A 26,561-nucleotide genomic window follows, 5' to 3' on the forward strand; every position below is an offset into this window, starting at 1 on the left:
CGGCTCACCGGACGAGGAGCTGGGTCAGGACCAGGCCGGACTCGTGGGTCTCGACCTCGAAGAGGCCGCTGCGGTCGACGGTCAGGACCAGGGCGGCCTCGCGGCCGGCGGGCAGCGGGAGTTCCTTGTCGTAGCCGTGGACGTGCAGGGTGTCGTCCCGGTCGCTGGTGACCCGCAGGGCGACCCGTTCGCCGCGCTTCAGCTCGGTGCGGCCCGGGGCGGGGGAGACCTTGCCGTCCCGCACCGCGATGGTCACGGTGCGGTCGGCCGCCGGGCCGCCCCGAGGCGGGCTGTCCTGTGCCGGGTCGCTCTGGCCCGGAGCGGGTGCGGGGTGGCTGTGGCCTCCGGTGGCCGGGGTGGACGCGGTCAGGGGGACGGCGACCTCGACCGGTTTGCCCGCGACGGCCCATGCGGTGTGGTCGTCCGCGTAGAGGCGGACGGTCAGGGTGTGCGCGCCCTTGGGCACCTGCGACGCGGGCAGGTGGAACCAGGGGCCGTACAGGCGGGCGATCTTGCGCTTGTCGAGCTCCAGGTGGGCGTGGCCCGTGCCGGGGAGGGCGGCGCCGCCGACGCTGTCGGGGGTGAACCGGAAGTTCCGTACCGTCAGTTGGAGGTTCCAGCCGTCCTCGGAGTCGGGGCGCACGGCCAGCTGCACCTGCGGGGCACCCTCGGCCGCGACCTCGCGAAGCCGGTGCCCGGCACCGTCGTCGGTGCTGAGCAGGGTGCCCACGTTGCCGGAGGCCTGCTGGTGGGTGGTGCCGGGCTTGTGGTGGGTGGTGGCCGGTTCACCGCAGCCCGCAGCCGTGGCGACCGTGAGCAGGATGAGTACGAGGAGGGCGCGGGGGGCGAGGAAGGGGCGGCGGGTGCGGTGGGGGCGGGAGTGGGGGTGGGGGTGGGCGAGTGGGTGGGTGCGGATGGTTGGGTGCGGGGCGGTGTCGGGCGTACTCGTCGCGCAGGCGGCGCAGCGGAAGCGGTCGCCTGCGGTACCGGCGGCTTCGGGCCGGTCGTCTTCGGGGCGTGCGGTCACAGTGCCTCCAGCGGCAGTGGGCGCGGCAGCAGCAGCGGCGGCGGCGTGGGTCCGGTTCACGGCGTCGGGTCCTGCGCGCCGGAACTCCCGGTCGGCCCGGTGCTCCCGGTCGGCCCTGCGCTTCCGGTCGGCCCGGAGCCGGAGCCGGACCCCGCTCCCGTCCGCGGAACCTTCGTGACCTTCGTGCTCGCCCGGGGCGAGCCACCGACGAGCGCGCCCTCGGCGGCGCCGTCGTGGGCCTCGCTCCCGTCGGGGTCGTCGCCCGAACCTTCGCCGGGCTGGGCCGCGGTGCCCGGGCGGCTTGCCGAGGCGATCACCGCCCACAGCACCCACACCACCGCGACCAGCGTCCGTACCCAAGCAGGACTGATCGGCATCCAGGGAACCATCAGCACGGCCTTGTCGAAGGCGTCCAGCAGAGTGAGCGCGCCCAGCAGCAGCGTGAGCCGGGCCAGCCAGGGCCGCGCCGGCCGCAGGGCGAGGCCCGCGCCCACCCACCACAGCCCGAGACAGAGCAGGGCCACGGCGGGTACGGGCGTGGGGGCCAGCGGCATGGTGGAGCCCGCCACGTCCAGGGCCAGACCCACCACGCCCAGCACGGTGGCCACCGTGCCCAGCCGGGACGTCCGCAGCCGCCGCCACCACAGCACCCCGCCCACCAGCAGCAATACGGCCGCGACCGCCAGCGCGATCTGCGTCTCCACGCGCTCCATCCCGCGCGCCCCGTACCAGTCGCAGCCCGAGGGCAGCCGCTTGGCCTGCACGCTGTAGTCGGCGCAGATCAGCAGCTGCGCCAGCTTGACCGGCTCGCCCACGAGCCGGTCCGAGCCGCCCGAGAGGTCGCCCCGTTCGTCGCCGCACAGCGGTACGGTCCCCGGGCTCGACCCGTCGGGCCCGTCCTGCCAGCAGTTCCCCTTGCCCTGTCCGTCCCAGGTCACGTCCATGCCGTTGGGTCGGGAGGCACCGCTCTTGTCCTTGCCGAGGACGTTGTGCGCGTAACGGTTGTGGTGCGAGGTGTCGGTCTGCTTGCCCCAGGCCTTCTCGCCTCGGATGAAGGCGGGGACGGCGTTGAGGTAGAAGGCTGCGCGCTGGTGTCCGTACACCCAGTTGTTCTCGTACAGGTTCCAGTTGCCGCCCGCGGTGATGATGCCGGTGCCCGGGGGCATCGAGATCTGCGGGCAGACCACGCCCCGCTCGTAGCCCCGGTCGACGGGCGCTTTGGCGCAGGTGCCGTCGGCGACGTACGGGTAGTAGTCGGCGTTGTTGTCGTGGATCAGGTTGCGCTCGAACTTGGCGTGGTTCTGGGGGAGTCCGGGGTGGCCGGGGAAGGCGCTGTCCATGGACGCGCCGCCCATGTTCTGGTCGAACTCGTTGTCGTGCACCCAGACCGAGTCGCCCGCCGTGCCCGAGTAGCCGACCATGTTGTGGTGGCTCCGGCAGCCGGTGATCTCGATCGAGTACCGGGGGACGTCGTAGCCGCGGCCGTTGTTGATGTTGGAGGCGCTGCCCGGGTAGATGCCGGAGTCCCCGTTGCCGTACGACTCGCAGTTCTTGTAGAGGCCGTGGTCGCTGGCGAAGGTCAGGAACCCGTACTCGTCGTTCCAGCGGGTCAGGACGTCGTCGATGACGAAGCCGTCGCCCGCGAGGACGTACAGCGAGTTGAAGGTGGTGCGCTGGGCGGTGAAGTTGCGGAAGTAGACGCCGTCGGACTCGTCGGCGCGAATCGCGTTCAGCTTCTGGTACTTGGCGTCGATGACGACGTCGAGCCGGGACGCGCCGGTGCCCTCGATCTGGAGGTTCTTCTTGCCGAGAATCGCCACCAGGTTCTGGTTGCGGGGGCACTGCTTCTGTTGCGCGTACGACAGGATCTGGTACCCGAGCGAGGAGTTGGGGGCCTTCAGCGCGGCGCACGCCCCGGTCGGCTTCGGCAGCGAGGGCTCCTCCTCGTACAGGCCGGGGAGGATCGCGATGTTCATGCCGGGCCGGTCCACGGCGTCGACGGCGGCCTGGAGATGCCGGTAACCGCTCTTCTGACAGCGCGCGTACAGGGCGAGGTTGCGCTGCTTCAGCTGCTCGGGGAAGGCGGCGATCCGCCGCTCGAACGCGGCCCGGTCGGTCTTGCAGACGACGAGATCGGGCTCTCCCGTCCGGTGGACGGGTACGGACCCGGAGCCGTCCGGAAAGGACACGGGCCGCTCCTCGTGCGCGCTCGCGGCGGGCGCGGCGATCACGATCAACAGCAGGGCGAAGAGCGCGGCGAGGAGCGCCGCCGGCACGGCAGGGAACCTGCGGGTCCACGACATGTGCGTGAGAGTAGAGCAATGTTCATCTTTTTGGACCCCCCGTGCACGCACCAAACGCACCGGCCGCGACGGCGCGCGAGATCTCCACGCCTGGCTCAACGCGCGTGCCTGGCAAGCCTGTTGGAAAGGGGGTCTCCCATGACGATGAACAACCCCGTGCCGGGTAGCCGGTGGGCATGAGACGACTGGTGCTGATCAACGCGGCGGGTGGAGTGTTCGTCGGCCTCGTTGCGGCGTTCCTGCCGATGCTCTGGATGGGCTCCGACGGTGCGGCGGCGGTGGGGCGCGGAGTCGCGGCCGGTGGTGCGTGGTGGCTGATCATGACGTTCAAGGACTGGTGGCGGCGCCGGAAGGCGTAGCGGGCGCACGCAGGACCCCGCCTGACCGCAAATGCCCTGAATGTACGCCGAGTTGGCGTCCCGTCGGGCACTCCGTAACATCCGCCGGGCATGGATGAGGCGGAGAGGCGGGAACCCCGTGAACAGCGACGACAGACAGCAGTACGCATGCGGCGAGAGCGACGTGGACTGGGAGGCGGAGTGGCGCTGGCACGACGCTCCCTGGGCGGGCAACGCGGCGATCCTGCTCGGCCTCGGTGCCGTGTCCGGCGTGGCCTGGTTGTTCGGCCCGAGGATCGGAGTCTGGGGCAGCGTCGTCGCGGTGGTGACGGCGAGCCTGCTGATCCTGTTCAACTCGATGGCCCTCAAGCGGCTCCAGCGCGAGACGGGACTCGGCCACCGTCGGCTCGCCGCCGTCCTGCGGCTCTCCCGGCGGGAGGCGATTCCGGCCGACCCGGTGGCCCGGCGGGCGATGTTCTGCCTGGTCAGGTTTCAGAACAGCAAGCGGGCGGGCGGACGCTGGATGAGGCCCGCGAGCGTGGTGCTGGTGCTCCTGGTCGCGGCCCTGCAACTGCTGTCGGGGAACGTGCTCTACGGGGTGAGCCTGGTCTTCGCGGCGGGCTACCTGGCCTCCCGGATCAGCGTGGTGTCCCGCCTCCAGGCCCGCCTGAACCGCCTGGAGGCCCGCCTCGCACCGGAGTTCGCGGCGGAGACCGCCACTGACCGGACGGACCGCTGACCACGAGCCCCCGGCCACCCGAATCGCTGACCACGAGCCCCCGGCCACCCGAATCGCTGACCACGAGCCCCCGGCCGCCCGAACCGCTGACCACGAGCCCCCCGTCCACCCGAACCGGTGACCGCGAGCAGCCACCCCATCCGTCAGGCCCCGACCCGCAACGCCCCCCCACCGCTCACCCCGCGAACGGCAGCTCCGCCACGCCCCGCCAGCCGTCCGCCCCGAGGGCGACCACCTGCATGCAGGTCACCGCGGTACGGATCGGCAGGCAGCCGGTGACACGCCGCGCGATGTCCCCGGCGGCACGGTCCTCCGCGTCCAGCGCCACCGTCACGTGCACCGGCGGATTCCGCCCGAACCGGCCGCCGTACGGAACCTGCTCGGGGAAGGCTGCGCGCACGGCGGTGGCCACGGCGTCCAGTTCCGGCACCGGGACCCCGACGAACGACCCGGCCCGCTCGACCTCGCCCAGCAGTACCGGAATCCGGTCGGCCCCCGCCACGGACCGCACCAGCGCGGCCCGCAGCCGGTCCAGCTCCGCCGGGCCGATCCGGTCGGCCGGAAGCCACGGGTAGAGCAGGGCCGCGTGTGCGGGCACCCCGGGCCGTACTGACCGGGGGTCCACCCGGGCCGCGAGGTCCAGCAGCGGGTCGGCGTCCGGCAGCAGCGCCAGGACGGCGGTCATCCCCACCTTGGGCATCGTCGTCATCCCCCGTTTCCACGATCGGGGCCCGGGCCCCGAACCGCCGTGGACAGCACCACCGGTCTACACCCCGCCCTCTCCCGCATCGCCCGCCGACGGTTCGAGCTCGATGGCGCCGAGCTGGTCGCGGAGGTAGTTCCAGACGACGGCCAGCAGCGCGGCGACGGGCACCGCGAGCAGGCTGCCCACCACTCCGGCCAGATTGCCGCCCAGCACCACCACCATGAGGACCACGCCCGCGTGCAGCCCCAGTCCGCGGCTCTGGATCATCGGCTGGAAGACGTTGCCCTCCAGTTGCTGGACCACCACGATGATCACCAGGACGATCAGTGCGTCCGTGAAGCCGTTGGACACCCAGGCGATCAGCACCGAGACGAATCCCGCGAACAGCGCACCGACGATCGGTACGAACGCGGAGACGAACGTGAGCACGGCCAGCGGCAGCACCAGCGGCACGCCCAGCACCCACAGGCCGATCCCGATGAACACGGCGTCCAGCAGTCCCACCAGGGCCTGCGACCGCACGAAGGTGCCCAGCGTGCGCCAGCACCGCTTCGCCACGACCGGCAGATCGGTGGCGGCCCGGCCGGGCAGCTGGCGGCCCAGCCACGGCAGGAACCGTGAGCCGTCCTTGAGGAAGAAGAACATCAGGAACACGGCCAGCACCGCGGTGACCAGCCCGTTGACGACGGTGCTCACACCGGTCCCGAAGGCGGTGAGCACGCTGCCCGCGCTGTTCTGGATGCGCTGGACCGCTTCGTCGAGGGCGCGGGTGATCTGGTCGTCGCCGATGTTCAGCGGCGGCCCGGCGGCCCACTCGCGCACCTGCTGGATGCCCGCGACCACGCTGTCGCTGAGCTGGCCCGCCTGGGACGCCACGGGCAGCGCGATCAGCGCCGCGACGCCCGCGACCACGAGCAGGAAGACCAGCGTCACCAGCCCGGCGGCCGCGGCCGGACGCCAGCCGTGCCGACGCAGGAAACGTACCGGCGGCCAGGTGAGCGTGGTCAGCAGGAGGGCGACGACGACCGGCCAGAACACCGACCACATCTGCCCCACCAGCCACAGCACCGCCGCAACGGCGACCAGCACCAGAAGCAGGTCCAGAGATATACGGGCCACTCGCCGAAGGGCGGCGGCAGATTTCGCGGAACTCAACATGTCGGGACATTCTGCCAGTTGCCTCGGCCTGTCGATCTCCGAAAAGTGCCGCCGTCCCGCATTACCTCGCGCGGTCGGGGCATGATCCTCCCGGATTCGCGCGGTGCGGGTCCTGGGATGCGTGGAAGGTACGAGCATGGCCAGTGGCACGGTGAAATGGTTCAACGCGGAAAAGGGCTTCGGTTTCATCGAGCAGGACGGTGGAGGCCCCGACGTCTTCGCCCACTACTCGAACATCAACGCCTCCGGCTTCCGCGAGCTCCAGGAGGGCCAGAAGGTCACCTTCGACGTCACCCAGGGACAGAAGGGCCCGCAGGCGGAGAACATCACCCCCGCCTGACCCCTTCCGCCCCGTGACGGGGCCACGGGTTCCTCCGCGACCGCCCGCGCACCCTGGTGTGGGCGGTCGCGGTCACGACGTACCACCGCACGACGTACCACCGCACGACGTACCACCGCACGACGTACCACCAAGGGACATGCCACCCAGGGCCGTGCCACCAAGGACGCCCGGGCGAGCGCAGGGCACAGGGCAGGGAGCGACATGAATCGTGGCGCACGACCTCTTCGGCCGCTTCGGCGTACGGCGTTGCAGGCCCTGGCGACGACAGGCGCCCTGGCCGTACTGACCGCCTGCGGATCGCAACCGGGCGACACCTCGCAGCGGTCGGCCCCGCCCACCGCCCCTCCGCCGCCCGCGACGGCCCCGCACACCCCCACGGACACGACGACCGCACCACCGGCCTTCCGGGGCCGCATGGATGTGACCTTCCGGCCCGAAACCCCGCGCGGGGACGCCGAGTTGCAGCGGACGGCCGCACTGATGCGCAAGCGTGCCGCCGCCCTGGGCATGAAGAACGTCGAGATCACCGTCACCGGGGGCGACGTCACGGTGTCCGCGACGAACGAGACCGAGGAGCGCCTCACCTCCCTCGGCACCCCCGCCGAGGTGGCCTTCCGCCCGGTCCTCGCCATCGGGCCCCCGAGCGCGAAGCCGTGCACACCGCCCCGCGACCCCGCGCCGTCGCGCCCGACGAGGGCCTGCGGCACCGGACCGGAGGCCGGGACCCCCTACCAGCTCGGCCCCGTCGGCATCGCAGGATCGAACGTCGAGAAGTCCACGGCCGAGTACGGCGAGCACACCGGCGCGTGGCTGGTCGCGCTGACCTTCGACACGGCGGGGTCCCGGCGCTTCACCGAGCTGACCGGTCGACTCGCCGCGCAACAGCAGCCCATGAACCAGTTCGCCATCGTCCGGGACGGCGAGGTGCTCTCGGCCCCCACGGTCAACCAGGCGCTCACCGGCGGCCGGGCGGAGATCTCCGGCTCCTTCACCCGGGAGTCGGCACAGGAGCTGGCCGCGCAGATCACCTCGGGATCGCTGCCGCTGCGCCTGCGGGTCTCCTCCGTCCAGCGCTACTCCTGACCCACCTTCACCAGGGGCGGCCCGGGCGGCGTCCTCTCGCCGAAGGGACGGCCACCCAGGTGTTCGCGGCCGTGCGGCGTGGTCCAGCCGTCGGTGTCCGGTCCCAGCGGCACGATGCCCGTCGGGTTGACGCCCGTGTGGACCTGGTAGTAGTGCCGTTTGATGTGGTCGAAGTCGACGGTGTCCCCGAACCCCGGCGTCTGGAAGAGGTCCCGGGCGTACGCCCACAGCACCGGGTTCTCGCTGAGCTTGTACCGGTTGCACTTGAAGTGGCCGTGATAGACCGCGTCGAAGCGGACCAGCGTCGTGAACAGCCGGATGTCGGCCTCGGTGAGCGTGTCACCGACGAGGTAGCGCCGGTCCGCGAGCCGCCGCGCCAGCGCGTCGAGGCGGCGGAAGACGTCCCGGCACGCACCCTCGTACTCGGCCTGGCCGGTCGCGAAACCCGCCCGGTACACACCGTTGTTGAGGTCGAGGAAGACCTCCTCCGCCACCTCGTCGATCTCCTCGCGCAGACGCTGCGGATACAGGTCCGGAGCCCCCGGACGATGCAGGTCCGTCCACTCGGTGGCCAGGTCGAGGGTGATCTGCTGGAAGTCGTTGGTGACCAGCTGCCCACTGGGTACGTCCACGATCGCCGGTACGCTGACCCCGCCCGGCGCGTCCTTCTCCCGGGCCTCGTACGCCTCGCTCAGATACCGGATGCCCAGCACCGGGTCCCGGCCGTCGGGGTCCAGGGTGAACCGCCAACTGCGGTCGTCCTGAAGGGGATCGGTGACGCCGAGCGAGAGCGCGGACTCCAGGCCGAGCAGCCGGCGCGCGATGAGCACCCGGTGGGCCCACGGGCACGCCAGGCTCACCACGAGCCGGTAGCGCCCCGCCTCCACCGGCCAGCCGTCGCGTCCGTCGGCGGTGATGCGGTCCGTGAAGTGACTGCGCGACCTCTTGAACTGCTTCTTGCCGTAGGCCTCGTTGCCCATCTCGGCCCTCCCTCTCGCGTGTCGGGCGTTGTGCGACGTTTGCCGATTCTGTCCCGTACGGAAGGCCGGTGTCATCCCCGCCTGGTCAGGCGCGGGCGGTGGAGGCGGCGACGATCCAGTTCCGGAACTCGACGGCGTAGTGCCGCAGGTGGTGGTCCAGGACCTCGTCGGGGCAGGTGACGGGGAAGTAGACCGTCAGGTTCGAGGTGAAGCCCTCGGCCGTGTCGCCGAACTGGATCAGTGCCCGCCCGACGACGGTGCCGTCGGCGAGGAAGAGGTTCGAGGACATCTTGCGCGGAAACTCCGACTCCGGGAGCAGCTCGGCCGCGTCCTTGGCCCAGTCCAGCGCGTCGGTGCCCCAGCCGCCCATGTAGAAGTCGGCGACGTGCGGGCCGATGTTCTCCACCACGCGCGCGCCGATCTCGTCGGTGCCCATCACGTAGTGCTCGGGGTGCGCGGCGAGGAGCACGCGCTCGTCCCCCGCGAACGCCTTGTCCATCCAGGCCAGGAACGCGCCCGAGGTCAGCCCCTTCGTCGCGAGCACGGTGGTGCCCGCCTTGAAGGCGCCTCGGGAGGTGCGGGCGCTCTCGCGCAGGACGGCGTTGCCCTCCTCGATGTCCGCGGCCAGGAGATCGAGGAGCCCCTGGCGGCCCAGCAGCGTCCGGAAGCGGTCCACCGCGCGGCGGGCGTAGAAGAGCTCGAAGTCGTCGATGCTCCCGGCCCCGGCGGGCCCGGCCTCAAGGGTCACGGTGACGGGCGGGGGCGTCGGGTGGGCGGTGGTCATGTGCTCGGTCATGGTCGAACCTCCGTCATGATGCGAATGTGAATTCACGTTCGCGTTTGAGAGTACGACGAGACGCGGCCAGGAGTCCAGACGAGGAGTCCGGCCGAAGCGTCGAGGGGAGCCCGGCCGAGGCGTCGAGAGGAGCCCGGCCGAGGCGTCGGGAGGCGTTCGGCAGAAGAGTCCACCGGTCGCCGAAGGCCCTGCTCAGAGCGGTGTGGATACGATGCGGAACATGATTCAGGAGCCGGAACGCGCGGCGGCCTACCGGGAGCCCCAGCAGGCCCGTAGCGCCGCGACCCTGGCCCGTGTGCTGCGGGCGGCCGAGGAGATCGCCGCCGCCTCCGGCCTGGAAGGGCTGACCATCGCGGGTGTCGCGCAGCGCGCGGACGTCGCCGTCGGGACGATCTACCGCCGTTTCCAGGACAAGGAACAGCTGATCACCGCCCTGAGCGAGCGGATGCTGGAACGCCGCGAGGAATACGTCGCCGAGCGGCTGCGGGCGGCCGAGCCCTCGCTCTCCGGTGTCATGGACGCCTACGCGCACGCCTTGCTGGAGTCCTTCGCCGACAGCAGCAGCCTCTTCCCCGAGCTGCTGCGCACCCGCGGGGCCAGGTCGCTGGACCGAGGGGCCCGCACCATCACCGAACTCCACCGTCTCCTGCTCGAAGCGGCGGACCCGTACACCGACCAGATCCGCCGCTCCCGGCCGCAGCAGGCACTCGACACCGCGGCCCGCGCCGTCCTCGGCGCCTGCTTCCACAACTCCCTGCGCCCCGACGCCGCCACCGGCGACGCGGCCCGACGCCGGTACGCCGACGAGCTCGGCGAGATGGCGACGGCCTACCTGCGCACTCCCGACCGTCCCCGCGACCCGTAGCCGCGGGGACGGCCGGCACGCCGCCGCACCGTCAGTTGGAGGTCAGGCCGCCGTCCACCGCCAATGCCGATCCGGTGGAGAACGTCGAGCGGTCGCTGCACAGCCACAGGGCGGCCTGGGCGATCTCGACCGGGTCGGCCATCCGCTTCTGCATCTGCCGCGCGACGAACGCCTCCTCGAACTCGGGCCGCGCCTCCACCGCCTGCGCGATCATCTCCGTGCGTGTCGTGCCGACCACGAGTGCGTTGATACGGATGCGGTGGGCCGCGTACTCGGCCGCCGCGGCCTTCGTCATGCCGAGCACCGCGTGCTTGGAGGCGACGTACGGCACGGGCGCGCCCGTCGCGACCATCGCGGCGGTGCTGGCGGTGTTGACGATCGAGCCCTTCCCGGCGTCGAGCATCACCGGGATCTGGGCGCGCAGACAGTTCCACGTGCCGCGTACGTTGACGTCCATCGTCCGGTCGAACGCGTCGTCGTCGAGCTGGTGCAGCGGCAGGAACTCCTCGCCCGCGTACCCGGCGTTGTTGAAGGCCGCGTCCAGCGCGCCGAAGTGCTCGCGCGTCGCCGCCACCGCACGCCGTACGTCGTCGGGCACCGCGACGTCGCCCGCGCTCACGGCCGCCCGGCCGCCCGACTCGGTTATCTCCTGGGCGAGTTGCTTCAGTACGTCCTCCCGGCGGGCCATCAGCAGGACCGCCGCTCCCTCCGCCGCGAAAAGGCGGGCGGCGGCGGCCCCGATCCCGCTCGACGCACCCGTGATCATGACGGCCTTCCCGGCCAGCATTCCGGTGGCCGTGCCGTTGTTCGTGCCGTTGTTCCATCCGTTGTTCATGCGGTGAGTAAATCGCCTGCGTGTGCGCCGCGCACCCCGATTGACGATCGGCCTTTGCCGCGTGGCGGGCGGCACCACGGGCTGACGACATGTCACGGTCCTGTCATACGACCGCCCCACCAGGAACCTCGCGGGGTCACCCCGGCATCTCACCCCGCAGAACCACGAACCACCGCTAGGGAGTAGAGACGATGCTCGTTCGGAAGAAGAAGACCTCGGTGTTCGCCCTCGCCGCTGTGGCCGCCGCCATGACGCTCACCGCCTGCGGCGGCAACGGCACCGACGGCACGCCCTCGTCCGCCCAACCCGCGTCGTCCAGCTCCGCCAAAGTGGGCGGACAGCCCCCGGCCGCCACGCCGGAGCCCGGCCGGAGCGGCTCGCCGAAGGCGCAGGAGTCCTCGAAGAAGGCCGGAGCCAAGTGCACCGACCAGATCAACTACGCCGACGACCCGCGCTCCAACGCCGAGATCAACAGCATCGGCGAGAGCACCGGCCGCTGCCCCGCACCGGAGAAGGCACCGAAGCCGCAGAAGCCGCAGAAGCCCGCGGGTACGCCCAAGAAGGCCGGGGTCAGCTGCACCAACCAGATCAACTACGCCGGAGACCCCCGCTCCAACGCCGAGATCAACAGCATCGGCGAGGACACCGGCTACTGCCCGCCGGTCAAGCACTGAGGTTCCGGGCCCCGGATCACCGCGCGCCGCCCCACCAAGGTGTTACCGGTCTCTTACGGCACCCCTCCACCGGTCGCCCAGCCGGTGCGGCCGCAGGTCTACTGGAGGCAAGAAGGCCCGGCCCGTCAAGGTCCGGGCCCCTCCCGTACCGCCTCCATGGAGTGATCCCCCATGTCCGCATTCGGCAGGTCCCGTCGCACCATCGTCCTCCTCCTCGTCGCCCTGGCAGTGGCCGCGGGAGCCGCCCTCTACGCCTTCCAGCCCTGGAAGGCGTTCACCACGACCACCGTGGACGAGGCACTCCCCGCCACCGCCTCCGGCCCACCGACCGCGACTCCGTCCCCGGGCGCGGCCGGGCCGGTCGACCTGGCCCGGGGCAGCTTCGTCAGCCATGAGCACGCCACCTCCGGCACCGCCCGCGCCGTCCGCCTCGCCGACGGCAAGCAGTCCGTGCTGCGCCTGGAGAACCTCGCGACGTCGGAGGGTCCGGACGTACGGGTCTACCTGTCGCCCCGTGACGCCGGGAGCGTGCCGAAGGGCCTCGGCAAGGGCGCCCTGGAGCTGGGCAAACTCAAGGGCAACCGGGGCAACCAGAACTACGCCGTCCCGGCCGGAACCGACCTCTCCGCCTACCGCAGCGCCGTGATCTGGTGCGCGCGCTTCTCCGTGTCCTTCGGCGCCGCCGACCTGACCCCGGCCGGCGCCCGGGCGGCGTGAGGAGGGCGGCGCGGGGCCCTCAGGCCGGAGCGGCCGGGAGGGTGACCTCGAAGCGGCAGCCGCCGGGTACGTTACGGACCTCCGCCCGTCCGGCGTGCGCCTCGACGATGCCGCGCACGATGGCCAGGCCCAGGCCCGCCCCCGCCGGTGGGGCCAGCTCCGCCCCCGCCGGTGGGGTCCGCGCCGCCGAACCGCGCCAGCCGGTGTCGAAGACCCGGGGCAGGTCCTCCGCCGGAATGCCGCCGCAACCGTCCGTGACGGACAGCACCACGCACGCGGCCCGCTGCTCGGCGGCGACCGCCACCGTGCCGTCGGCCGGGGTGTGCCGGATCGCGTTGACCAGGAGGTTCGCCAGCACCCTGGACATCTCCTTGCCGTCCACCTCCAGCGGAACCGGATCGACCCGCTCCCCGACGAGGCGCACCCCGTGCTCCCGGGCGAGCGGGTCGGCCCCTTCCAGGACCTCGCCGACCAGGTCGTACGCCGACATCCGGGCGGGATGCAGGGCGAGCGCCCCGGCATGGATGCGGGAGAGCTCGAACAGGTCGCCGACCATGGAGTTCAGCCGGTCCACCTCGGTGCGGATCTGCCGGTGGTAGCGGGCGGTGTCCTGCGCGACACCGTCCTCCAGCGCCTCGGACATGGCGCGCAGCCCGGCCAGCGGGGTGCGCAGGTCGTGCGAGATCCAGGCCACCAGCTCGCGCCGGGACGCCTCCAGCGTGCGTTCGCGCTCGCGCGCCGCGGCCAGCCGGTCGGCCGTCGCGGCGAGTTCGGCGCTGAGCGCGGCCAGTTCGGCCGGGGCGGCTCCCGGCGGGGGCGGCGTGAAGGTCCCACCGTCCCCGAAGTCCCGTGCGGCGCGGGCGAGTTGGCGGGTGCCGACGACGAGTCGGCGGCCGAGCAGGAGCGCGGTGCCGAGCGAGACGGCCGCCGCCATCGCCACGACCAGGGTGACCACGTAGAGGTCGTGGGGGGAGAGGAACATCGCCCAGGCCACGGCGAGCGTTCCGGCGAGCATCGCGCCCACCGCGACGGCGGCCACCACGGCGAGGGACACCGCGACCGAGCGACGCCGCAGCAGGTGCAGGACGGCCGCACCCAGCAGCCCGGCCCCGGCCGCGCCCAGGAAGGCGTACAGGGCGATGAGCAGGATCTCGTGCACGGGCGTCTCAGTCCTCTGCTGTCCGGTCCTGCGGCGGGTCGAACGTCTCGGCGTGCGGCAGGTCGGGCGTCCCGGATCCGGAGTGCGGCGGGTCGAAGCGGTATCCGGCGCCCCAGACGGTCTGGATGAGCCGGGGCCGGGCCGGGTCCTCCTCGATCTTGCTGCGCAGCCGCCGGACGTGGACGGTGACCGTGGAGAGGTCGCCGAACTCCCACCCCCACACCTCCCGCATCAGCAGTTCCCGGTCGCACACCTGCCCGGGGTTCCGCAGGAAGTGGGCGAGCAGGTCGAACTCCCGCTGGGTCAGTGCCAGTTCGCGACCGTCCTTGACGGCCCGCCGGGCCGCCGGGTCGACCTCCAGGCCCGCCGCCCGCAGCGCGGGCCCGGGGGAGGGGGTGCGCGAGGCGCGCCGCAGCACGGAGGCGACCCGCAGGACCAGTTCGCGGGGGCTGAACGGCTTCGTGACGTAGTCGTCGGCCCCCACCTCCAGGCCCAGGATGCGGTCCTCCTCGCCGCTGCGCGCGGTCAGCATGATCACTGGTACGGGGCCGTGCGCCCGCAGCCTCCGGCAGACCTGGAGGCCGTCCATGCCGGGCAGCATCAGGTCCAGGACCACCAGGTCGGGCCAGTGCCGCCGGGCGGCCTCCAGCGCAGCGGCCCCGTCGGCGGCGCGGTCCACCGCGAACCCGGCCCGCTCCAGGTATCCGGCGACCACCTCGGACACGGTCGGGTCGTCGTCCACGACCAGCACCCTCTGTACGTTCCCCATCCCCCCAGCCTCGCACCAGGACGGGCCCCGGAGGCGGCCACGGGCGGCGGGAGCGCCCAGATGTCCCCCTTCCGTAAGACTCGGGGAGGACTCGGGAAGACACCGGGACGACTTCGGGCGGGTGTCGAACGGTCCCGGACCGGCCGATACGGCCCCGGCCCGCCCCGCCCGCCGGACGGGGCGCGTACCGTGAGGTGACGACCCGCCGCCGGGAGGACCAGCCGATGAGCGCGCAGCCCGACCACACGCCCCGCACGCCGTACGCCCCCGCCCCCGGAGCCCCGGCCGAACTCCTGGCCCGGCTGCGGGCCGACCGCCGGGCGGAACGGTGGGTTCCGGCCTTCGAGCGGGAGTGGTCGGCCGCGCTGGAGCTGTCCCGCAGCACCTTCTCCCTCGCCGCCCTGTACGAGGTCGTCCAGGACTGGCAGGCCCGCCTCGCGTCCGCCCCGGCGGTGGACGCGTTCCTCGCCTCCGGCAGGGACGACACCGCTTTCGTGGACGCGGGAGAGATCCGGACCAGGCGCCGGTGAGCGGGGGACAGCCGTACGCGGTCAGGTTCTCGCCGTCGGCCGCGAAGGTGCTCGACGCACTGCCGGAGCACGTGGCACGGACGGTGTGGGACGTGCTGGACGCGGCGGCCGAGAACCCCTGGGGCTTCGCCCCGTGGGACGCGGGCGACGTGGAGGGCGAGGACGTGCGGATCGCGTCCGTCGGACAGGTGTCGGTCGTCTACTTCGCCAACCGTGCGACGCGCCACCTGTCCGTACTGGACCTCGTCTGGCTCGGCTAGCGAGCCACCTGCACGAGCCAGGCGTCAGGCCGGGACGATCGGCTCCTGGAGTTCGGTCACCCACTCGTCCTGGTGGGGCGGGCACTCCAGATTGATCTCCCGGGGGTACCCGGCCGAGCGGTGGCCGTTGGCCTCGATCCACTGGCCCAGGGTCTGGACGGGGGCGAGGATCGTCGTCATCGCCCCCTTGTGGACGATGGTGGCCGCCTGCTCGACGGGCGGCAGGTCCAGGACGCGCAGCGTGCCGTCGTCGCGCACCGGGGCCGAGACCTCGACCCCTGCGTGGACGAGGATGCCGCCCCCGGGAGCGTCCTCGTAGTGGGCGATACCCGGACCGGTGGGCGCGATGCCCGCCGCCTCCAGCCGCTGGAACAACTCCTCGTACAAGGGCTGGATCGTGGCGCCGACCGCGTCGAAGCCGGCCGCGACACCGGTGAGTTCGGCCACCCGGACGCTCGGCAGGCTCTTGACGACGACATCGTTCGTGGACATGTGTCCCTCACTCTCGATGGACCGGAGCCTCGCCTCGACCTGGCCCAGCCGGGTGGCCGCCTCGGTCATCGCCGTCTCCAACTCGGCCTGGCGCAGCCGGAGCATGGCGCGCAGTTCCTCGGCGCTCACCTTCTCGTCGAGGATCTCGCCGACCTGCTGGAGGGTGAAGCCGAGGTCCTTGAGCGCGATGACGCGGTTGAGCCGGGCGAGCTGGGCGGCGGAGTAGAAGCGGTAGCCGGTGGCGGGGTCGACCCGGGCTGGGCGCAGCAGCCCGGTGGCGTCGTAGTGACGCAACATCCGGATCGACACGCGGCCGAGTCTGGCGAAGTCTCCGATGGTGAACATGATGTCTCCGAGTTGAGGGCCTCACACGGTGTCAGGGTCAAGCACCGTCGGCCGACTTCCCCCGCCGATGTTGCACCCCCGCCCCACTCTAGGTCCCTGACCTGCGCGTTCCTCCTGCTTCCTCGGGCTGTCAGAGCCACGTCGTACCGTACGACCATGACCCTCACCGCCATTCGGCCCGCCACCCCCGACGACGTCCCCGCCGTGAAAGCGGTGACCGACGCGGCGTACCAGCACTACGTCGAGCGGATAGGCCGTCCGCCCGTGCCGATGCTGGCCGATCACGGGGCGAACGTCGCGGCGGGACGGGTGTTCGTCGTGGGGGAGCCGGTGCACGGGGTCCTGGTGCTGGTCCCGGAGCCCGACCACCTCTTTCTCGACTCGATCGCCGTCCACCCGGACCGGGCGGGCCAGGGTGTGGGGCGCGAGCTGCTGGCGCATGCGGACGCGTACGCACGGGAGTTGGGACTGTCCGAGATTCGGCTCTACACCAACGCCCTGATGTGGGAGAACCAGAAGATCTATCCGCGCCACGGCTACGAGATGGTCGAACGCCGCCTCGACGAAGGCGTCTACGACCGCTTCCACTACCGCAAGAGCGTGGGGCCGAAGGCTTGACCGCCGGGTCCCGCGACCGCCCGCTCGTGACTCCACCAGTGACAAGGAAACCCGTGATACGTACGTCGACCCGGCCCGCGGCAGTGGCCGTGCTGGCTGTTGGCCTGCTCGCCCTTACCGCGTGCGGCACCCTGCGCGCGGACGCGGGAGCCGGCCCGACGCCCCCCGGCGTCGACTCCTCCCTCACCTCCGCCTCACCCACCGCCCCCGACCTCGTCGCCTCGGCACGGGCCGCCCACGACAAGGCGTTCCCGGACGTCGCGGCCCGCTGCAAGGGCGTCATCGGCGGCAGCCCGACCGCCGGTCCCGGGACACCGGACCCGTTGCCCACCGATCCCGAAGCCGCCAAGTACGCCGAGAACCACGCCTTCAAGCAGCAGAAACGCCTCACGCCCGAAGCGCGCTGCCGTGGCGAGGCCCACGCCCAGCGCATCAGGAAGGCCCTCACCGGCCCGGGCGCCCCGGCCCCCGCGAACGAGGCCGACCTGACCTCCGCCCTCGCCCGGCTCGGCTATCCCGCCGACAGCGGCAGCGTCTACCGCGCGGGCGACACCCTCGGCTTCTCCTACTTCGTCCCCGAGACCGGCCCCTGCGTCACCGGACGACTCGGCACCCCGGCCACCGTCACGGCACACGGGGCGTACCTGGAAGGCGGCTGCACGGAACCGCGCGGCGGCCACTGACCCGCCCCCCCCAAGCCCGGGTCAGAAGACGGCGATCGGGTTGACGACGAGTCCGGTCGTTCCGGTGATGCGCGGCGGCGCCAGGACCAGCAGGAAGCCGGAGCGGTCCTGCGCCGAGCACACCTCGGCGAGCCGGTCCAGGTCCGCCGCGTCGACCAGCGGCATACCGAGCCGGGCCAGGGCGACGTGGTGCACGGGCAGGGGGAACGACGCCGGTCGCGCGTCACCGATGTCGCCGAGGTAGACGCTCACGCCCTGCTCGTCCAGCCACCGCACCGCGCTGAGATCGAGGCCCGGCACCGGCTCGTCGAGCGGACGGTTCGTGTCCCACCCGCCACGCACGGCGACGGCGTCCCCGCAGGCCAGTGTCGTACCTGCCCGATCGAGGGCCGCATCGAGGTCGGCCGCCCCGATCCGCCGGTCGGCCGGAAGACTGCCGCCGCCGGGAGCCAGGTCCAGCAGCACGCCCCGGGTCACGATCCCGGCCCCGAAAGGATCGGCCGAACCGCGTGCCACACCGGACGCGGTGACGGCGTCCCGGAGCGGCACACCGGGGTAGACGTGCCCGTCGACGGGCATGTGGGCGACGGCGTCGAGGTGCGTCACGGCGGCGTTGTGCGTGTTGATCACCAGGGTGTCCGTCATCGCGGCGGGGTTCACCCCGGTGAAGTTCATGACCTGCAGCACCCCCGCGGGCATCACGGCCGGGCTGCCGACGGGCCCGAGTCCCGTCGTCAGCCGTACGGGCTCGACGCGACGGGCGAGGCTGACGTGGTGACCGGTGCGTACCTCGGCGGCAGCCCGCATCCGTGCGGCCGCGTCGATCAGACGGAGGGTCCCTTGTTGGTCGTCGTCGCCCCACCGGCCCCAGTTGGTCGGAAGTCCCGTCTCGCTCACGCTGTGCTCCCTTCGGAGGCCGCCGCCGTCTCCCGCGGATGCAGGGCCTTCAACTGGCTTAGAACAGTGCGGAGTTGGGCCTCTCCGGTGCCGCGTGCGCTGAGGTAGCCGTCGGGACGTACGAGAAACCAGTCGCCGTCCCGCGCGGCCAGCGTGTCCTGGACCCGGCCGTCGGCGTCCCACACCCCGGGCCCGCCCTCGTCCGGTCGACGCCGGCCGATCTCCACCCTGCTCAGCCAGGCCGGGAGCGGCCGCACCGGGGCGGCGGCCTGCTGCCGGCCGGTGGCGTGCCCGCCGCTCCCGGTGAAGTCGAGCAGGTGCCAGGCCGGGGTCCGCAGGCGGGTGCGCAGTGCCGTCCAGCCGGGTGACTGGGCGTCGGCGGCGGAGATCTGCGTGAGCCGCTGACCGGGCCGGGGGCCCTCGGCGGGCCCGGCGCCGGACGTGATGTTGGGCACGGTGAGCGGACTGCCGGGGTAGGCGATGAGCAGGCCCGACATGTTCCGGATGAGGTGACGCATGAAGCCCCGGTCGGCGCCCCGGCCGTCGCCGCCCTCGGCTCCGGTGTCCGTGTCGACCATGGCGTTGTCCATCACCTCGCCGGTGGAGGCGAGGAGCGCCGCGCCGATGGGGACGCGCTCCGCGTCGTACGTGTCGAGCAGTGCGGGATCGGCCTGGCCCCGCACGACCATCGCCAGCTTCCACGCCAGGTTGTACGCGTCCTGGATGCCGGTGTTGAGGCCCTGCCCCGACGCGGGGGAATGGACATGGGCGGCGTCGCCCGAGACGAAGCACCGCCCCACGTGCATCGCGGGTACCGCGCGCTGCTGGATGGTGAACCTCGACGTCCAGCTTGGGTCCTCCACGGTGGTGTCGCGCCCCAGCGCCTGCGACAGCTTGGCGCTGAACTGCCGGGCGATCTGAGCGGGTTGCTCGGGCCGGCCGTCGCCGGTCGTGTCGAGCAGCCGCCACTTGCCGGGCTCCGGAAACGGGAACAGCATCAGTGCGCCGCCCGCGGGGAAGAGCCAGTGCACGCCGTCCCGGTCCAGATCCGTGTGCACGAGGGCGTCGGCGATCAGCCAGGTGTGGGCGGCCTCCCCCGCCAGCGGCAGCCGGAGGGCCTTGCGGACGGTGGAGTGCCCGCCGTCGCAGCCCCACAGGTAGCGGGCGCGCACGGTCTCCCGTACCGCGCCGGGTCCTTCGCCGCCCCTCAACAGGGCGGTGACCCCGTCGTCGTCCTGCTGGAACGACTCCAGTGCGGTGTTCCACTCCACCGCGACCCCGGCCGCCGCCGCATGGCCGCGCAGGACGCGCTCGGTGATCACCTGATCCACGTTGAACATGTACGGGAAGCGGGTCGCGAGCCCGGTGAAGTCGAAGTCGAGCCGGGTGGCGCGACCGGCCCGGTGGCGGATGAACGCGTTGACCCGCGTTCCGTGGGCGGCGATGTCGCCGAGCAGCCCGAGCTGATCGAAGATCTCCAGGCTGCGGGCATGGACCCCCAGCGCGCGGCTGGTCGTCGCCGGACCGGGTGCGGCGTCCACGACGCGTACCGAGACCCCCGACCGGGCCAATTGCAGTGCCGCGGTGAGCCCGACGGGGCCCGCCCCCACGACGAGGACGTCAACTTCCTTCTCTGTCACGGCAGTCCGACTCCTTCAGCCTTCTCCGCACTCCAGTGTCAGCTATGCTGACGCAGGAGGTTAGCCCACGAGTCGGAGGAACGCGAGCGATGAGCACCGAGGGCCGCGGCGAGGACCGTACCGAGGGCCGCGGCGAGCGCCGTGCCGAGGGCCGGTCGGACGCGGACGGCCCGTCCCTGCTCGCACTGCTCCAGCGCGGAGTCCGCTGGTTCTCCGAGGAGTTGGTGGCGGAACTGAACGCCGCGGGCGTGGACCCCATCACCCCCGCCCACGCGGCCGTACTCGCCCACCTCGACCGCGATACGCCGTTGACCATCGCGGAACTCGCCCGCCGGGCCGGTGTCGCCCGCCAGACGATGCACCGCGCCGTCACCCAACTCCTCGACGAAGGTCTGCTGTTCAGCACGCCGGGCGCGGGCTTTCCCCGCACGACGCTCATCGGACTGACCGACGCGGGGCGCCGACGCAGGGATCTCGCCTCGGGGATTCTGCGCGACCTGGAACAGACTCTCGCGGAGCAGTTGGGGCCCGAGGCGGCGGCCGCCCTGCGCGAGGGCCTGACGCGGGCGTGGTCCCGCTGACGGGCGCCCTGCCGTCCACTGCCTCCGGGCCTCCCCGCGCTGCCGGTTGAGGGCGTTGTTCACAGATCGTTCATGGATCTGGTCAAAACCCTTCCCCAGACAATGCGACATGTGAAATTTTACGCGTCACGTGTTAACTGCCCGTGCGCCCCAGCACGCGGCCACGACGGCCCCGGAGGCCCCCACCCATGCATCCGTTCCGCATAGCGAAGTCCCGTGCACGAAGACTTCCCGCGCTCGGCGCAGCCGTCTTTCTCACGCTCGGCCTGTTCACGCCGCAGAGCCAGGCGGCCACCGCCGGCGCCACCGGCCCCGCCGGTGCGAACGCGGGCAGGGCCGCGTCTTCGGCCCCGGCACTGCGGTCGATCCCCGTCCCCAAGTCGCCCGACGCGGTGAACAAGAACGCCCGCTTCCGGATCTCCTCGCAGGACAGCGCCAAGGAGTCCGCCCCCGCGCCCGCCCCCCGGCTCAAGGCCGCCAAGCAGTCCTCCTCCGCCGCCGCCGACGCGTGCAGCGACCTCTCCGGCGTCATCAACGCCACCGGCAGCGCACTGGTCCAGCAGCTCAAGGCCCTGCCCCAGATCACCTGTACCTACCCGCTGTTCAACCTCACCGGCGAGAACGCGCGCAAGGCCTTCCGCGAGCCCCAGATGGTCACCGTCGCCAACGCACTGCGCGACGCCTCCGCCTCGTACACGGGCAACAACAGTGCTTCCGTCGGTCAGTTGGTGCTCTTCCTGCGCGCCGGTTACTACGTGCAGGACAACAACGCCGACGTCGTCGGCGACTACGGCACCGCGCTGGACACCGCGGCCCGCGGCGCGCTGGACGCCTTCTTCGCCTCCCCGCGCAGCAAGGACGTCACCGACGCCAACGGCGAGATCCTCAACGAGGTCGTCACGCTGATCGACAGCACCCAGACCGCCGGCCGCTTCGCCGGTGTCGTCAAGTGGATGCTCGGCAGCTACGACGCCACCTGGCCCGGCCAGATGAACCTCGCCATGCAGCACGTCGAATGGGTCGTCGAGAACGGCTTCGACGCCAAGAACGACGCCCGCGGCTGGCGCGCCGCCCTCAAGGCCGACCCCGCCATCCTGGACACCTGGGCCGGATTCATCACACGCAACGGCGCGCAGCTCAACCGCCTGGACGTGGTGAGCAACGTCGGCCGCTTCCTCGGATACGCGCTCTCCATACCGGAGTTGAAGGACCGCGTCCGGCCACTGCTGAAGGACCTCATCAACCGCTACCCCAACGTCGGCCCCACCGCGCCGATCACCATGAACCTCGGCTGGTACACCCGCCAGTACGACCGGGGCAACTGCGCCGCCTACGCCATCTGCGACCTGGGCGAGCGCGTGCTCCCCGCGATCCTGCCGACCCAGCACACCTGCACCCCGGGCCTGAAGATCCGCGCCCAGGACGTCTCGCCCGGCCAACTGGCCGCCACCTGCACCAGCCTGGTCAACCAGGACGCCTACTTCCACCGGATCATCGGCGACAAGGGCCCGATCCCCGGTGACGTGAACACCAACCTGGAGGTCGTCGTCTTCGACGACTACACCCAGTACTCGCTGTACGCCTGGGCCATCTACAACATCGACGTCGACAACGGCGGCATGTACGAGGAGGGCAACCCGGCCACCCCCGGCAACCAGGCCCGCTTCATCGCCCACGAGGCCAGCTGGCTGCGCCCCGACTTCCAGATCTGGAACCTCAACCACGAGTACACCCACTACCTCGACGGCCGCTACAACATGTACGGCGACTTCGACGCGGGCATGACCACCCCGACCATCTGGTGGGTCGAGGGCATCGCCGAGAACATCTCCTACGGCTACCGGGGCGAGCGCAACGCCGACGCCATCGCCGAGGCCGCCAAGAAGACGTACAGGCTCAGCGACCTGTTCGACACCGTCTACGGCGGCGAGACCAACCCCGACGCCGACTCCAACCGCGTCTACCGCTGGGGCTTCCTCGCGGTCCGCTACCTCCTCCAGGCGCACCCCGCCGACGTACAGACGGTCCTCACCAAGTACCGCACCGGTGACTGGAGCGGCGCCCGCACCTTCCTGAAGCAGACCATCGGCACGCGGTACGACGCCGACTTCGCCACCTGGCTGACCACCACCTGCGCCACCGACGGCTGCGGCCCCCTGCCGGACGCCTCGACGACGCCCACCACCCCGACCACCCCGCTGTGTACCCTCAGCGACCCCCGCCAGTTCGACCAGAACTGCCGCCGCGACAACCTCGCCGCGCCCACCGGCAACATCAGCTACCACTTCGTGAACCTGCCCGCCGGGGTCAAGCAGCTGACCATCACCAGCACCGGCGGCACCGGCAACGCCGACCTGTACTACGGCGGCAGCAGCTGGGCCACCCCCACGAGCCACCAGTCGAAGTCCACCGGTACGGGCAATGCCGAGACCCTGACCATCGACAACCCGCCCTCCGGGTGGGTCTACTTCAGCCTCGCCGCCACGCAGGGCTTCAGCGGCGTGAGCCTCTCCACCCAGTCCAAGTAACACCCGACAAGCACCGGCCCCCTGCGCCCGGGCCCACGGCCCGGGCGCAGGGGGCACCTGTCACCCTGTCGTCGTGCGGCGTCAGTCGTCGAGGGCCTGGTAGAGGGTGGTCCAGAAGTCGAGGACGGCCCGCGCCGAATCCGGTGTCGACATTCCGGTCTGCGTGAGCAGGATGCCGACCAGCCCGTTCTGCGGGTCCGCGTACGTCGACGTGCCCGTCCCGCCGTCCCAGCCGAACTGGCCGACGGGCGCGTAGTCACCCCGGTAGGTGCGCACCGCCATCCCGCAGCCCCAGCCGCCGTGCTGCCCCTGACCGTACGAGAGATGCACGAGGTTGCGTGCCATGGCCGCCCGGGCGGACGTCAGTTCCGGTGTCAGGCGGTTGGTGGTCATCAGCTCGACGGCGGGCCGGGACAGGATGCGGGTCGTGCCGTGCCTGCCGTGGTTGAGCAGCATCCGGAAGTAGGCGTGGTAGTCGTCGACGGTGGAGTCGAGTCCGCCGCCGCTGGAGGGGAACGCCGGGGGCTGGCTGTGGTGCCCGCCCTCCGCCGGGTCCTCCACGTGGAACTCGCCCGTCTGCGGGTCGGGGGAGTAGAGCGGAGGCAGCCGGTGGATCTTGTCGGCGGGGACGTGGAAGCCGGTGTCCTTCATGCCCAGCGGTTCGAAGACGCGCTCGCGGAGGAACTCCTCGAACGGCCGACCGGTGACCCGGGCCACCAGGACGCCCAGGAGGTCGTCGCTGACGTTGTACATCCACTGCTCACCGGGCTGGTACATCAGCGGGAGGGTGCTCAGCCGGCGCATCCACTCGTCCGGCTCCACGGCGGGCAGCATCCACCCGTTCTCGCCGTAGACCTTCCGCTCGAAGTAGGCCTGCATCATCGGCGAGCCCATCGCCGTCGTCTCCAGACCGAGCCCGCAGGTGGACGTCAGCAGGTCCCGTACGGTGATCGGGCGCCGCGCCGGGACGGTCTCGTCCAGCGGGCCGTCGGGCCGCTTGAGCACCTGGCGGTCGGCCAGTTCCGGCAGCCACCGGTCTATCGTGTCGTCAATCCGCAGACGGCACTCGTCCAGCAGGACCATGGTCGCGGAGACCGCGACCGGCTTGGACGTCGAGGCCATCCGGAAGATGGTGTCCCGGCGCATCGGCGTGCCGCCGTCGTGGCGCATCGTCCCGAGGGTCTCGACGTGCGTTTCCTCCCCTCTGCCGACGAGGGCGACGAGCCCGGGGATCTTCTTGGACTCCACGTGTGCTTCCAGTACCTCGCGCAGGCGGCGCAGCCCTGCTGCGGAGAAGCCGTTGTTGCCGATTCCCATTCCCATGGTCGATCTCCTTGTACGCGTCGGTCGGTGCGGACGGGCGATGAAAGGCGATGCAGAAGGTGGTGCTCGGCCCCGGAGGGCTGGGGTGCGGCGGGGGCCCACCCAGGAGGGCGGGGTGGCCCCGGGGCCGGGTCAGGCCCGCGTGTCCCCGCGGCCGTGCGCGTCGTCGGCCGCGAGGTCTTCGGTCAGCCGCTTGCGCGCACTGGCGGGAACATAGCCGCCCTCGGTGTAGTTCTGGGCGTACTCGTTCAGAAATTCCAGCGGGTTCTCCCCGACGATCTCGCGGATCGGCGTGCCGTGGGCCGCCGCCTGCTCGAAGAGGTCGACGAGGTCTTCGAACATGGACGCGCTGCTGTCGGCGTCGTTCGGTACGAAGTGGTTCAGGTAGCGCTCGATGGACTCGACCGCCGAGCGGTAGTGCGCCGGAAGCTCCTTGACGCGCCCCTTGTAGGCCCTCCAGCGCTTCTTGGGCCCGATCATCTTCGCCAGGAATCCGCTGCTCTCGGCCTCGGACATGATCACTTTCCCCCTTCGCGGAGCTGTTCCAGTCGTTCCGTGAGGAAGCTCCACGTCCTCCAGAACTCTTCGAGGTACTCCCGCCCCTGTGCGTTCAGCGAATGCACTTTGCGCGGCGGCCCCTTCTCGGACGCCACCTTCTCCACGTCGACCAGACCGCGCTTCTCCATCCTCAGGAGCAGTGCGTAGACGGTCCCTTCGGCGATGTCGGAGAAGCCCTGCTCGCGCAGCCGCGCCGTGATCTCGTAGCCGTACGCGGGCCGGCCGGACAGGGACGCGAGAATGAGGCCGTCCAGCGTGCCCTTGAGCATCTCCGTCAACAGCTTGGCCATGCGCCACCTCCTCCCCGAGGTATTCGGTGTTGCTGAGTACCGGTACAACGTAACGCTGACTACTGGTACTTAGCAAGGGGGAGTAGTGAACTCGCGCGCCCGCACGGCGAGTTGCGGTCACCCTCGCCCGGGATGCGTCGCCAGGCTCGCATCCCGAAGAGGAACCGGGTCGCCCGCGCGCGCCGCACCAGCACCTCGTGCACGGCGAAGGTGACACGAGCGCGACGGTCACGAGCACCACGTACTCCACCAGGATCGCCGCCGACCACCCGGTCACGACGTACGCGACGGCGACCACCGGGCACCACCCCGCCGCCCCGAACAGCAGCCCGCCGAGCCGCGCCGCGACCGTGGCGTCCCGCCGCATGACGGTACGGAACCGGTCGTCGGCGGCGAGCGCGAACCCGGCCACGAAGAACAGCCTTCCGGTCTGCGGAGTCCCACGGGGCGCTATCCTGTCCCGCATGTCAGGACACGCCACGGGATCCTCGTACCGGGAACGCAACACGACGGCCGATCGCGCCCTCGACATCCTCGGGCTGTTCACGGACGAGCGGCCGGTGCTGTCCGGCATCGAGGTGGCCACCGCCCTGGGGGTGGCCAAGTCCACCGCCTACCGGTACCTCCAGAGCCTGGTCACCAACCGCTTCCTCGAAGAGGCGCCCGGCGGCGGCTTCCGCCTCGGCCTGCGCGTCCTGGAGCTGGCCCGGGTGGCGCGCCGGAGCTACGGGCTGTCCGACATCGCCCTGCCGACCCTCACGAAACTGGCCGAGGCCGTCCACGAGACGGTCCTGCTCACCCGCCGGGTGGGCGACCTCGTCGTCTGCCTGGACCGGGCCGAGTCGCAGACCCACCGGGTGCGCATCTCGTACGAACGCGGCATGACCCTGCCGATCAACGCCGGCGCCTCGGCCCTCGTCCTCCTCGCCTGGAGCCCCGCCGACGAGGTGGAGGCCCTGCTGCGCGGGGCCGACCTGCGCGCGTTCACCCCGGCGACGCTGACCGAGGTCCCGGACATCATGGAGCGCCTGGAGCAGATCCGCGGCCTCGGCCACGCGGTGGCGCGCTCCGAGCTGGACCACGACGTCCTGGGCGTCGCCGCGCCCGTCTTCGGCGACGGGGACACCGTGGTCGCCGCCGTCAGCGTCGCGGCGGTGGGTTCGCGTACGTCGAAGGTGGCGGAGGCGGCCATCGTCGAGAGCGTGCAGAAGGCGGCCCGTGAGATCGGCGAACGGGTCCGCACGGTCGAGTCCTGACCTGCCCGACGCCCGTCCTGAGGGAAGGGGGGGGCACGCTGTCGCCGGGTCGAGGACCCCCATCACGC

At 71.7% G+C, this 26,561-nt stretch carries 29 protein-coding genes; 14 read left to right on the top strand and 15 right to left on the bottom strand.

The features are described 5' to 3' along the window. Window positions 1-4 precede the first annotated feature (4 nt). Together ACIO3O_RS13970 and ACIO3O_RS13975 are read right to left on the bottom strand one after the other, a co-directional pair. Window positions 5-823 carry a hypothetical protein gene (locus ACIO3O_RS13970; protein ID WP_401745268.1) on the bottom strand — a complete coding sequence of 273 codons (819 nt, stop codon included), beginning with the start codon at window positions 821-823 and terminating at the stop codon, window positions 5-7. 260 nt (window positions 824-1,083) lie between these two features. Beyond that, window positions 1,084-3,330 carry a right-handed parallel beta-helix repeat-containing protein gene (locus ACIO3O_RS13975; protein WP_401745105.1) on the bottom strand — a complete coding sequence of 749 codons (2,247 nt, stop codon included), beginning with the start codon at window positions 3,328-3,330 and terminating at the stop codon, window positions 1,084-1,086. Window positions 3,331-3,506: 176 nt separating this feature from the next. On the opposite strand from ACIO3O_RS13975, the gene ACIO3O_RS13980 reads away from it, so the two are divergent. Both ACIO3O_RS13980 and ACIO3O_RS13985 read left to right on the top strand, forming a co-directional pair. Then, on the top strand, window positions 3,507-3,689 hold the full coding sequence (locus ACIO3O_RS13980) for a hypothetical protein (RefSeq protein ID WP_401745106.1): 183 nt from the start codon (window positions 3,507-3,509) through the stop codon (window positions 3,687-3,689). A gap of 118 nt (window positions 3,690-3,807) precedes the next feature. Continuing rightward, window positions 3,808-4,407: a hypothetical protein gene (locus ACIO3O_RS13985; RefSeq protein WP_401745107.1), complete on the top strand. Its 600-nt coding sequence runs from the start codon at window positions 3,808-3,810 to the stop codon at window positions 4,405-4,407. Window positions 4,408-4,582: 175 nt separating this feature from the next. On the opposite strand, the gene ACIO3O_RS13990 is transcribed toward ACIO3O_RS13985, so the two are convergent. Continuing rightward, window positions 4,583-5,116 carry a 2'-5' RNA ligase family protein gene (locus ACIO3O_RS13990; protein WP_401745108.1) on the bottom strand — a complete coding sequence of 178 codons (534 nt, stop codon included), beginning with the start codon at window positions 5,114-5,116 and terminating at the stop codon, window positions 4,583-4,585. A gap of 57 nt (window positions 5,117-5,173) precedes the next feature. After that, window positions 5,174-6,271 carry an AI-2E family transporter gene (locus ACIO3O_RS13995; RefSeq protein ID WP_401745109.1) on the bottom strand — a complete coding sequence of 366 codons (1,098 nt, stop codon included), beginning with the start codon at window positions 6,269-6,271 and terminating at the stop codon, window positions 5,174-5,176. A gap of 136 nt (window positions 6,272-6,407) precedes the next feature. On the opposite strand from ACIO3O_RS13995, the gene ACIO3O_RS14000 reads away from it, so the two are divergent. Further along, complete coding sequence (locus tag ACIO3O_RS14000; RefSeq protein WP_401745110.1) at window positions 6,408-6,611, top strand: cold-shock protein; 204 nt, start codon at window positions 6,408-6,410, stop codon at window positions 6,609-6,611. A 204-nt stretch (window positions 6,612-6,815) separates the two neighbouring features. Further along, window positions 6,816-7,697, top strand: a complete 882-nt coding sequence (locus tag ACIO3O_RS14005; protein ID WP_401745111.1) for a SecDF P1 head subdomain-containing protein — start codon at window positions 6,816-6,818, stop codon at window positions 7,695-7,697. Here the strand turns inward: ACIO3O_RS14005 and ACIO3O_RS14010 are convergent. Both ACIO3O_RS14010 and ACIO3O_RS14015 read right to left on the bottom strand, forming a co-directional pair. Continuing rightward, window positions 7,688-8,677 carry a glutathione S-transferase family protein gene (locus ACIO3O_RS14010; RefSeq protein WP_401745112.1) on the bottom strand — a complete coding sequence of 330 codons (990 nt, stop codon included), beginning with the start codon at window positions 8,675-8,677 and terminating at the stop codon, window positions 7,688-7,690. The genes ACIO3O_RS14005 and ACIO3O_RS14010 overlap by 10 nt on opposite strands. 85 nt (window positions 8,678-8,762) lie before the next feature. Further along, a complete protein-coding gene (locus tag ACIO3O_RS14015; RefSeq protein ID WP_401745113.1) occupies window positions 8,763-9,473 on the bottom strand; it encodes a hypothetical protein in 711 nt (236 codons plus the stop codon). A 220-nt stretch (window positions 9,474-9,693) separates the two neighbouring features. On the opposite strand from ACIO3O_RS14015, the gene ACIO3O_RS14020 reads away from it, so the two are divergent. After that, window positions 9,694-10,338, top strand: a complete 645-nt coding sequence (locus ACIO3O_RS14020) for a TetR/AcrR family transcriptional regulator (protein WP_401745114.1) — start codon at window positions 9,694-9,696, stop codon at window positions 10,336-10,338. A gap of 31 nt (window positions 10,339-10,369) precedes the next feature. Here ACIO3O_RS14020 and ACIO3O_RS14025 read toward each other — a convergent pair whose 3' ends face one another. After that, window positions 10,370-11,173 (bottom strand): SDR family NAD(P)-dependent oxidoreductase, encoded by an 804-nt coding sequence (locus tag ACIO3O_RS14025; RefSeq protein WP_401745115.1) that lies wholly within the window; start codon window positions 11,171-11,173, stop codon window positions 10,370-10,372. A 191-nt stretch (window positions 11,174-11,364) separates the two neighbouring features. On the opposite strand from ACIO3O_RS14025, the gene ACIO3O_RS14030 reads away from it, so the two are divergent. Continuing rightward, window positions 11,365-11,847, top strand: a complete 483-nt coding sequence (locus tag ACIO3O_RS14030) for a hypothetical protein (RefSeq protein WP_401745116.1) — start codon at window positions 11,365-11,367, stop codon at window positions 11,845-11,847. A 171-nt stretch (window positions 11,848-12,018) separates the two neighbouring features. Beyond that, the gene (locus tag ACIO3O_RS14035) at window positions 12,019-12,564 is read left to right on the top strand and encodes a DM13 domain-containing protein (protein ID WP_401745117.1); all 546 of its coding nucleotides are present in this window, start codon (window positions 12,019-12,021) and stop codon (window positions 12,562-12,564) included. A gap of 19 nt (window positions 12,565-12,583) precedes the next feature. Here ACIO3O_RS14035 and ACIO3O_RS14040 read toward each other — a convergent pair whose 3' ends face one another. Next, entirely contained in the window at window positions 12,584-13,723 is a 1,140-nt protein-coding gene (locus tag ACIO3O_RS14040) for a sensor histidine kinase (protein ID WP_401745118.1), read from the bottom strand. Between the two features lie 7 nt (window positions 13,724-13,730). After that, complete coding sequence (locus ACIO3O_RS14045; RefSeq protein WP_401745119.1) at window positions 13,731-14,492, bottom strand: response regulator transcription factor; 762 nt, start codon at window positions 14,490-14,492, stop codon at window positions 13,731-13,733. 224 nt (window positions 14,493-14,716) lie between these two features. Between ACIO3O_RS14045 and ACIO3O_RS14050 the strand changes: the two genes are divergently transcribed. Together ACIO3O_RS14050 and ACIO3O_RS14055 are read left to right on the top strand one after the other, a co-directional pair. Further along, window positions 14,717-15,022, top strand: a complete 306-nt coding sequence (locus tag ACIO3O_RS14050) for a DUF6247 family protein (protein WP_401745120.1) — start codon at window positions 14,717-14,719, stop codon at window positions 15,020-15,022. After that, complete coding sequence (locus ACIO3O_RS14055; protein ID WP_401745121.1) at window positions 15,019-15,282, top strand: type II toxin-antitoxin system RelE/ParE family toxin; 264 nt, start codon at window positions 15,019-15,021, stop codon at window positions 15,280-15,282. Before ACIO3O_RS14050 ends, ACIO3O_RS14055 begins: the two co-directional genes overlap by 4 nt. A 24-nt stretch (window positions 15,283-15,306) precedes the next feature. Here the strand turns inward: ACIO3O_RS14055 and ACIO3O_RS14060 are convergent, their stop codons facing one another. Then, the gene (locus ACIO3O_RS14060; protein ID WP_401745122.1) at window positions 15,307-16,119 is read right to left on the bottom strand and encodes a MerR family transcriptional regulator; all 813 of its coding nucleotides are present in this window, start codon (window positions 16,117-16,119) and stop codon (window positions 15,307-15,309) included. Between the two features lie 156 nt (window positions 16,120-16,275). Between ACIO3O_RS14060 and ACIO3O_RS14065 the strand changes: the two genes are divergently transcribed. Further along, window positions 16,276-16,737: a GNAT family N-acetyltransferase gene (locus tag ACIO3O_RS14065; RefSeq protein WP_401745123.1), complete on the top strand. Its 462-nt coding sequence runs from the start codon at window positions 16,276-16,278 to the stop codon at window positions 16,735-16,737. Between the two features lie 53 nt (window positions 16,738-16,790). Further along, on the top strand, window positions 16,791-17,420 hold the full coding sequence (locus tag ACIO3O_RS14070) for a hypothetical protein (protein ID WP_401745124.1): 630 nt from the start codon (window positions 16,791-16,793) through the stop codon (window positions 17,418-17,420). A 21-nt stretch (window positions 17,421-17,441) separates the two neighbouring features. On the opposite strand, the gene ACIO3O_RS14075 is transcribed toward ACIO3O_RS14070, so the two are convergent. Next, window positions 17,442-18,317, bottom strand: a complete 876-nt coding sequence (locus ACIO3O_RS14075; RefSeq protein WP_401745125.1) for a cyclase family protein — start codon at window positions 18,315-18,317, stop codon at window positions 17,442-17,444. Beyond that, window positions 18,314-19,957, bottom strand: coding sequence for an FAD-dependent oxidoreductase (locus tag ACIO3O_RS14080; protein WP_401745126.1), 1,644 nt, complete (start codon window positions 19,955-19,957; stop codon window positions 18,314-18,316). Before ACIO3O_RS14080 ends, ACIO3O_RS14075 begins: the two co-directional genes overlap by 4 nt. An 89-nt stretch (window positions 19,958-20,046) precedes the next feature. Between ACIO3O_RS14080 and ACIO3O_RS14085 the strand changes: the two genes are divergently transcribed. Together ACIO3O_RS14085 and ACIO3O_RS14090 are read left to right on the top strand one after the other, a co-directional pair. Continuing rightward, window positions 20,047-20,538, top strand: coding sequence for a MarR family winged helix-turn-helix transcriptional regulator (locus ACIO3O_RS14085; RefSeq protein ID WP_401745127.1), 492 nt, complete (start codon window positions 20,047-20,049; stop codon window positions 20,536-20,538). 188 nt (window positions 20,539-20,726) lie between these two features. Next, window positions 20,727-23,066: a collagenase gene (locus tag ACIO3O_RS14090; protein WP_401745128.1), complete on the top strand. Its 2,340-nt coding sequence runs from the start codon at window positions 20,727-20,729 to the stop codon at window positions 23,064-23,066. A gap of 81 nt (window positions 23,067-23,147) precedes the next feature. Here the strand turns inward: ACIO3O_RS14090 and ACIO3O_RS14095 are convergent, their stop codons facing one another. From ACIO3O_RS14095 to ACIO3O_RS14105, 3 genes are all read right to left on the bottom strand, one after another. Then, entirely contained in the window at window positions 23,148-24,383 is a 1,236-nt protein-coding gene (locus ACIO3O_RS14095) for a serine hydrolase domain-containing protein (protein ID WP_401745270.1), read from the bottom strand. 138 nt (window positions 24,384-24,521) lie between these two features. Then, window positions 24,522-24,905 carry a DUF1048 domain-containing protein gene (locus tag ACIO3O_RS14100; RefSeq protein ID WP_401745129.1) on the bottom strand — a complete coding sequence of 128 codons (384 nt, stop codon included), beginning with the start codon at window positions 24,903-24,905 and terminating at the stop codon, window positions 24,522-24,524. A 2-nt stretch (window positions 24,906-24,907) separates the two neighbouring features. Then, window positions 24,908-25,237, bottom strand: coding sequence for a PadR family transcriptional regulator (locus ACIO3O_RS14105; RefSeq protein WP_401745130.1), 330 nt, complete (start codon window positions 25,235-25,237; stop codon window positions 24,908-24,910). A gap of 197 nt (window positions 25,238-25,434) precedes the next feature. Between ACIO3O_RS14105 and ACIO3O_RS14110 the strand changes: the two genes are divergently transcribed. Continuing rightward, on the top strand, window positions 25,435-26,493 hold the full coding sequence (locus ACIO3O_RS14110; RefSeq protein ID WP_401745131.1) for an IclR family transcriptional regulator: 1,059 nt from the start codon (window positions 25,435-25,437) through the stop codon (window positions 26,491-26,493). The last annotated feature ends 68 nt before the right edge of the window (window positions 26,494-26,561 follow it).

The sequence above is a fragment of the Streptomyces sp. NPDC087440 genome, from assembly GCF_044744005.1.
Lineage (GTDB): Bacteria > Actinomycetota > Actinomycetes > Streptomycetales > Streptomycetaceae > Streptomyces.

Excerpts from the sequence above, each read along its gene's own strand:
- ACIO3O_RS14105 (WP_401745130.1), bottom strand. The coding sequence starts at position 25,237 with ATGGCCAAGCTGTTGACGGAGATGCTCAAGGGCACGCTGGACGGCCTC.
- ACIO3O_RS13980 (WP_401745106.1), top strand. The coding sequence starts at position 3,507 with ATGAGACGACTGGTGCTGATCAACGCGGCGGGTGGAGTGTTCGTCGGC.
- ACIO3O_RS13975 (WP_401745105.1), bottom strand. The coding sequence starts at position 3,330 with ATGTCGTGGACCCGCAGGTTCCCTGCCGTGCCGGCGGCGCTCCTCGCC.
- ACIO3O_RS14020 (WP_401745114.1), top strand. The coding sequence starts at position 9,694 with ATGATTCAGGAGCCGGAACGCGCGGCGGCCTACCGGGAGCCCCAGCAG.
- ACIO3O_RS14045 (WP_401745119.1), bottom strand. The coding sequence starts at position 14,492 with ATGGGGAACGTACAGAGGGTGCTGGTCGTGGACGACGACCCGACCGTG.
- ACIO3O_RS13995 (WP_401745109.1), bottom strand. The coding sequence starts at position 6,271 with ATGTTGAGTTCCGCGAAATCTGCCGCCGCCCTTCGGCGAGTGGCCCGT.
- ACIO3O_RS14065 (WP_401745123.1), top strand. The coding sequence starts at position 16,276 with ATGACCCTCACCGCCATTCGGCCCGCCACCCCCGACGACGTCCCCGCC.
- ACIO3O_RS14035 (WP_401745117.1), top strand. The coding sequence starts at position 12,019 with ATGTCCGCATTCGGCAGGTCCCGTCGCACCATCGTCCTCCTCCTCGTC.
- ACIO3O_RS14010 (WP_401745112.1), bottom strand. The coding sequence starts at position 8,677 with ATGGGCAACGAGGCCTACGGCAAGAAGCAGTTCAAGAGGTCGCGCAGT.
- ACIO3O_RS14060 (WP_401745122.1), bottom strand. The coding sequence starts at position 16,119 with ATGTTCACCATCGGAGACTTCGCCAGACTCGGCCGCGTGTCGATCCGG.
- ACIO3O_RS14030 (WP_401745116.1), top strand. The coding sequence starts at position 11,365 with ATGCTCGTTCGGAAGAAGAAGACCTCGGTGTTCGCCCTCGCCGCTGTG.
- ACIO3O_RS14000 (WP_401745110.1), top strand. The coding sequence starts at position 6,408 with ATGGCCAGTGGCACGGTGAAATGGTTCAACGCGGAAAAGGGCTTCGGT.
- ACIO3O_RS14095 (WP_401745270.1), bottom strand. The coding sequence starts at position 24,383 with ATGGGAATCGGCAACAACGGCTTCTCCGCAGCAGGGCTGCGCCGCCTG.
- ACIO3O_RS14050 (WP_401745120.1), top strand. The coding sequence starts at position 14,717 with ATGAGCGCGCAGCCCGACCACACGCCCCGCACGCCGTACGCCCCCGCC.
- ACIO3O_RS14005 (WP_401745111.1), top strand. The coding sequence starts at position 6,816 with ATGAATCGTGGCGCACGACCTCTTCGGCCGCTTCGGCGTACGGCGTTG.
- ACIO3O_RS14100 (WP_401745129.1), bottom strand. The coding sequence starts at position 24,905 with ATGTCCGAGGCCGAGAGCAGCGGATTCCTGGCGAAGATGATCGGGCCC.
- ACIO3O_RS14015 (WP_401745113.1), bottom strand. The coding sequence starts at position 9,473 with ATGACCGAGCACATGACCACCGCCCACCCGACGCCCCCGCCCGTCACC.
- ACIO3O_RS14025 (WP_401745115.1), bottom strand. The coding sequence starts at position 11,173 with ATGAACAACGGATGGAACAACGGCACGAACAACGGCACGGCCACCGGA.
- ACIO3O_RS13990 (WP_401745108.1), bottom strand. The coding sequence starts at position 5,116 with ATGACGACGATGCCCAAGGTGGGGATGACCGCCGTCCTGGCGCTGCTG.
- ACIO3O_RS14085 (WP_401745127.1), top strand. The coding sequence starts at position 20,047 with ATGAGCACCGAGGGCCGCGGCGAGGACCGTACCGAGGGCCGCGGCGAG.
- ACIO3O_RS14090 (WP_401745128.1), top strand. The coding sequence starts at position 20,727 with ATGCATCCGTTCCGCATAGCGAAGTCCCGTGCACGAAGACTTCCCGCG.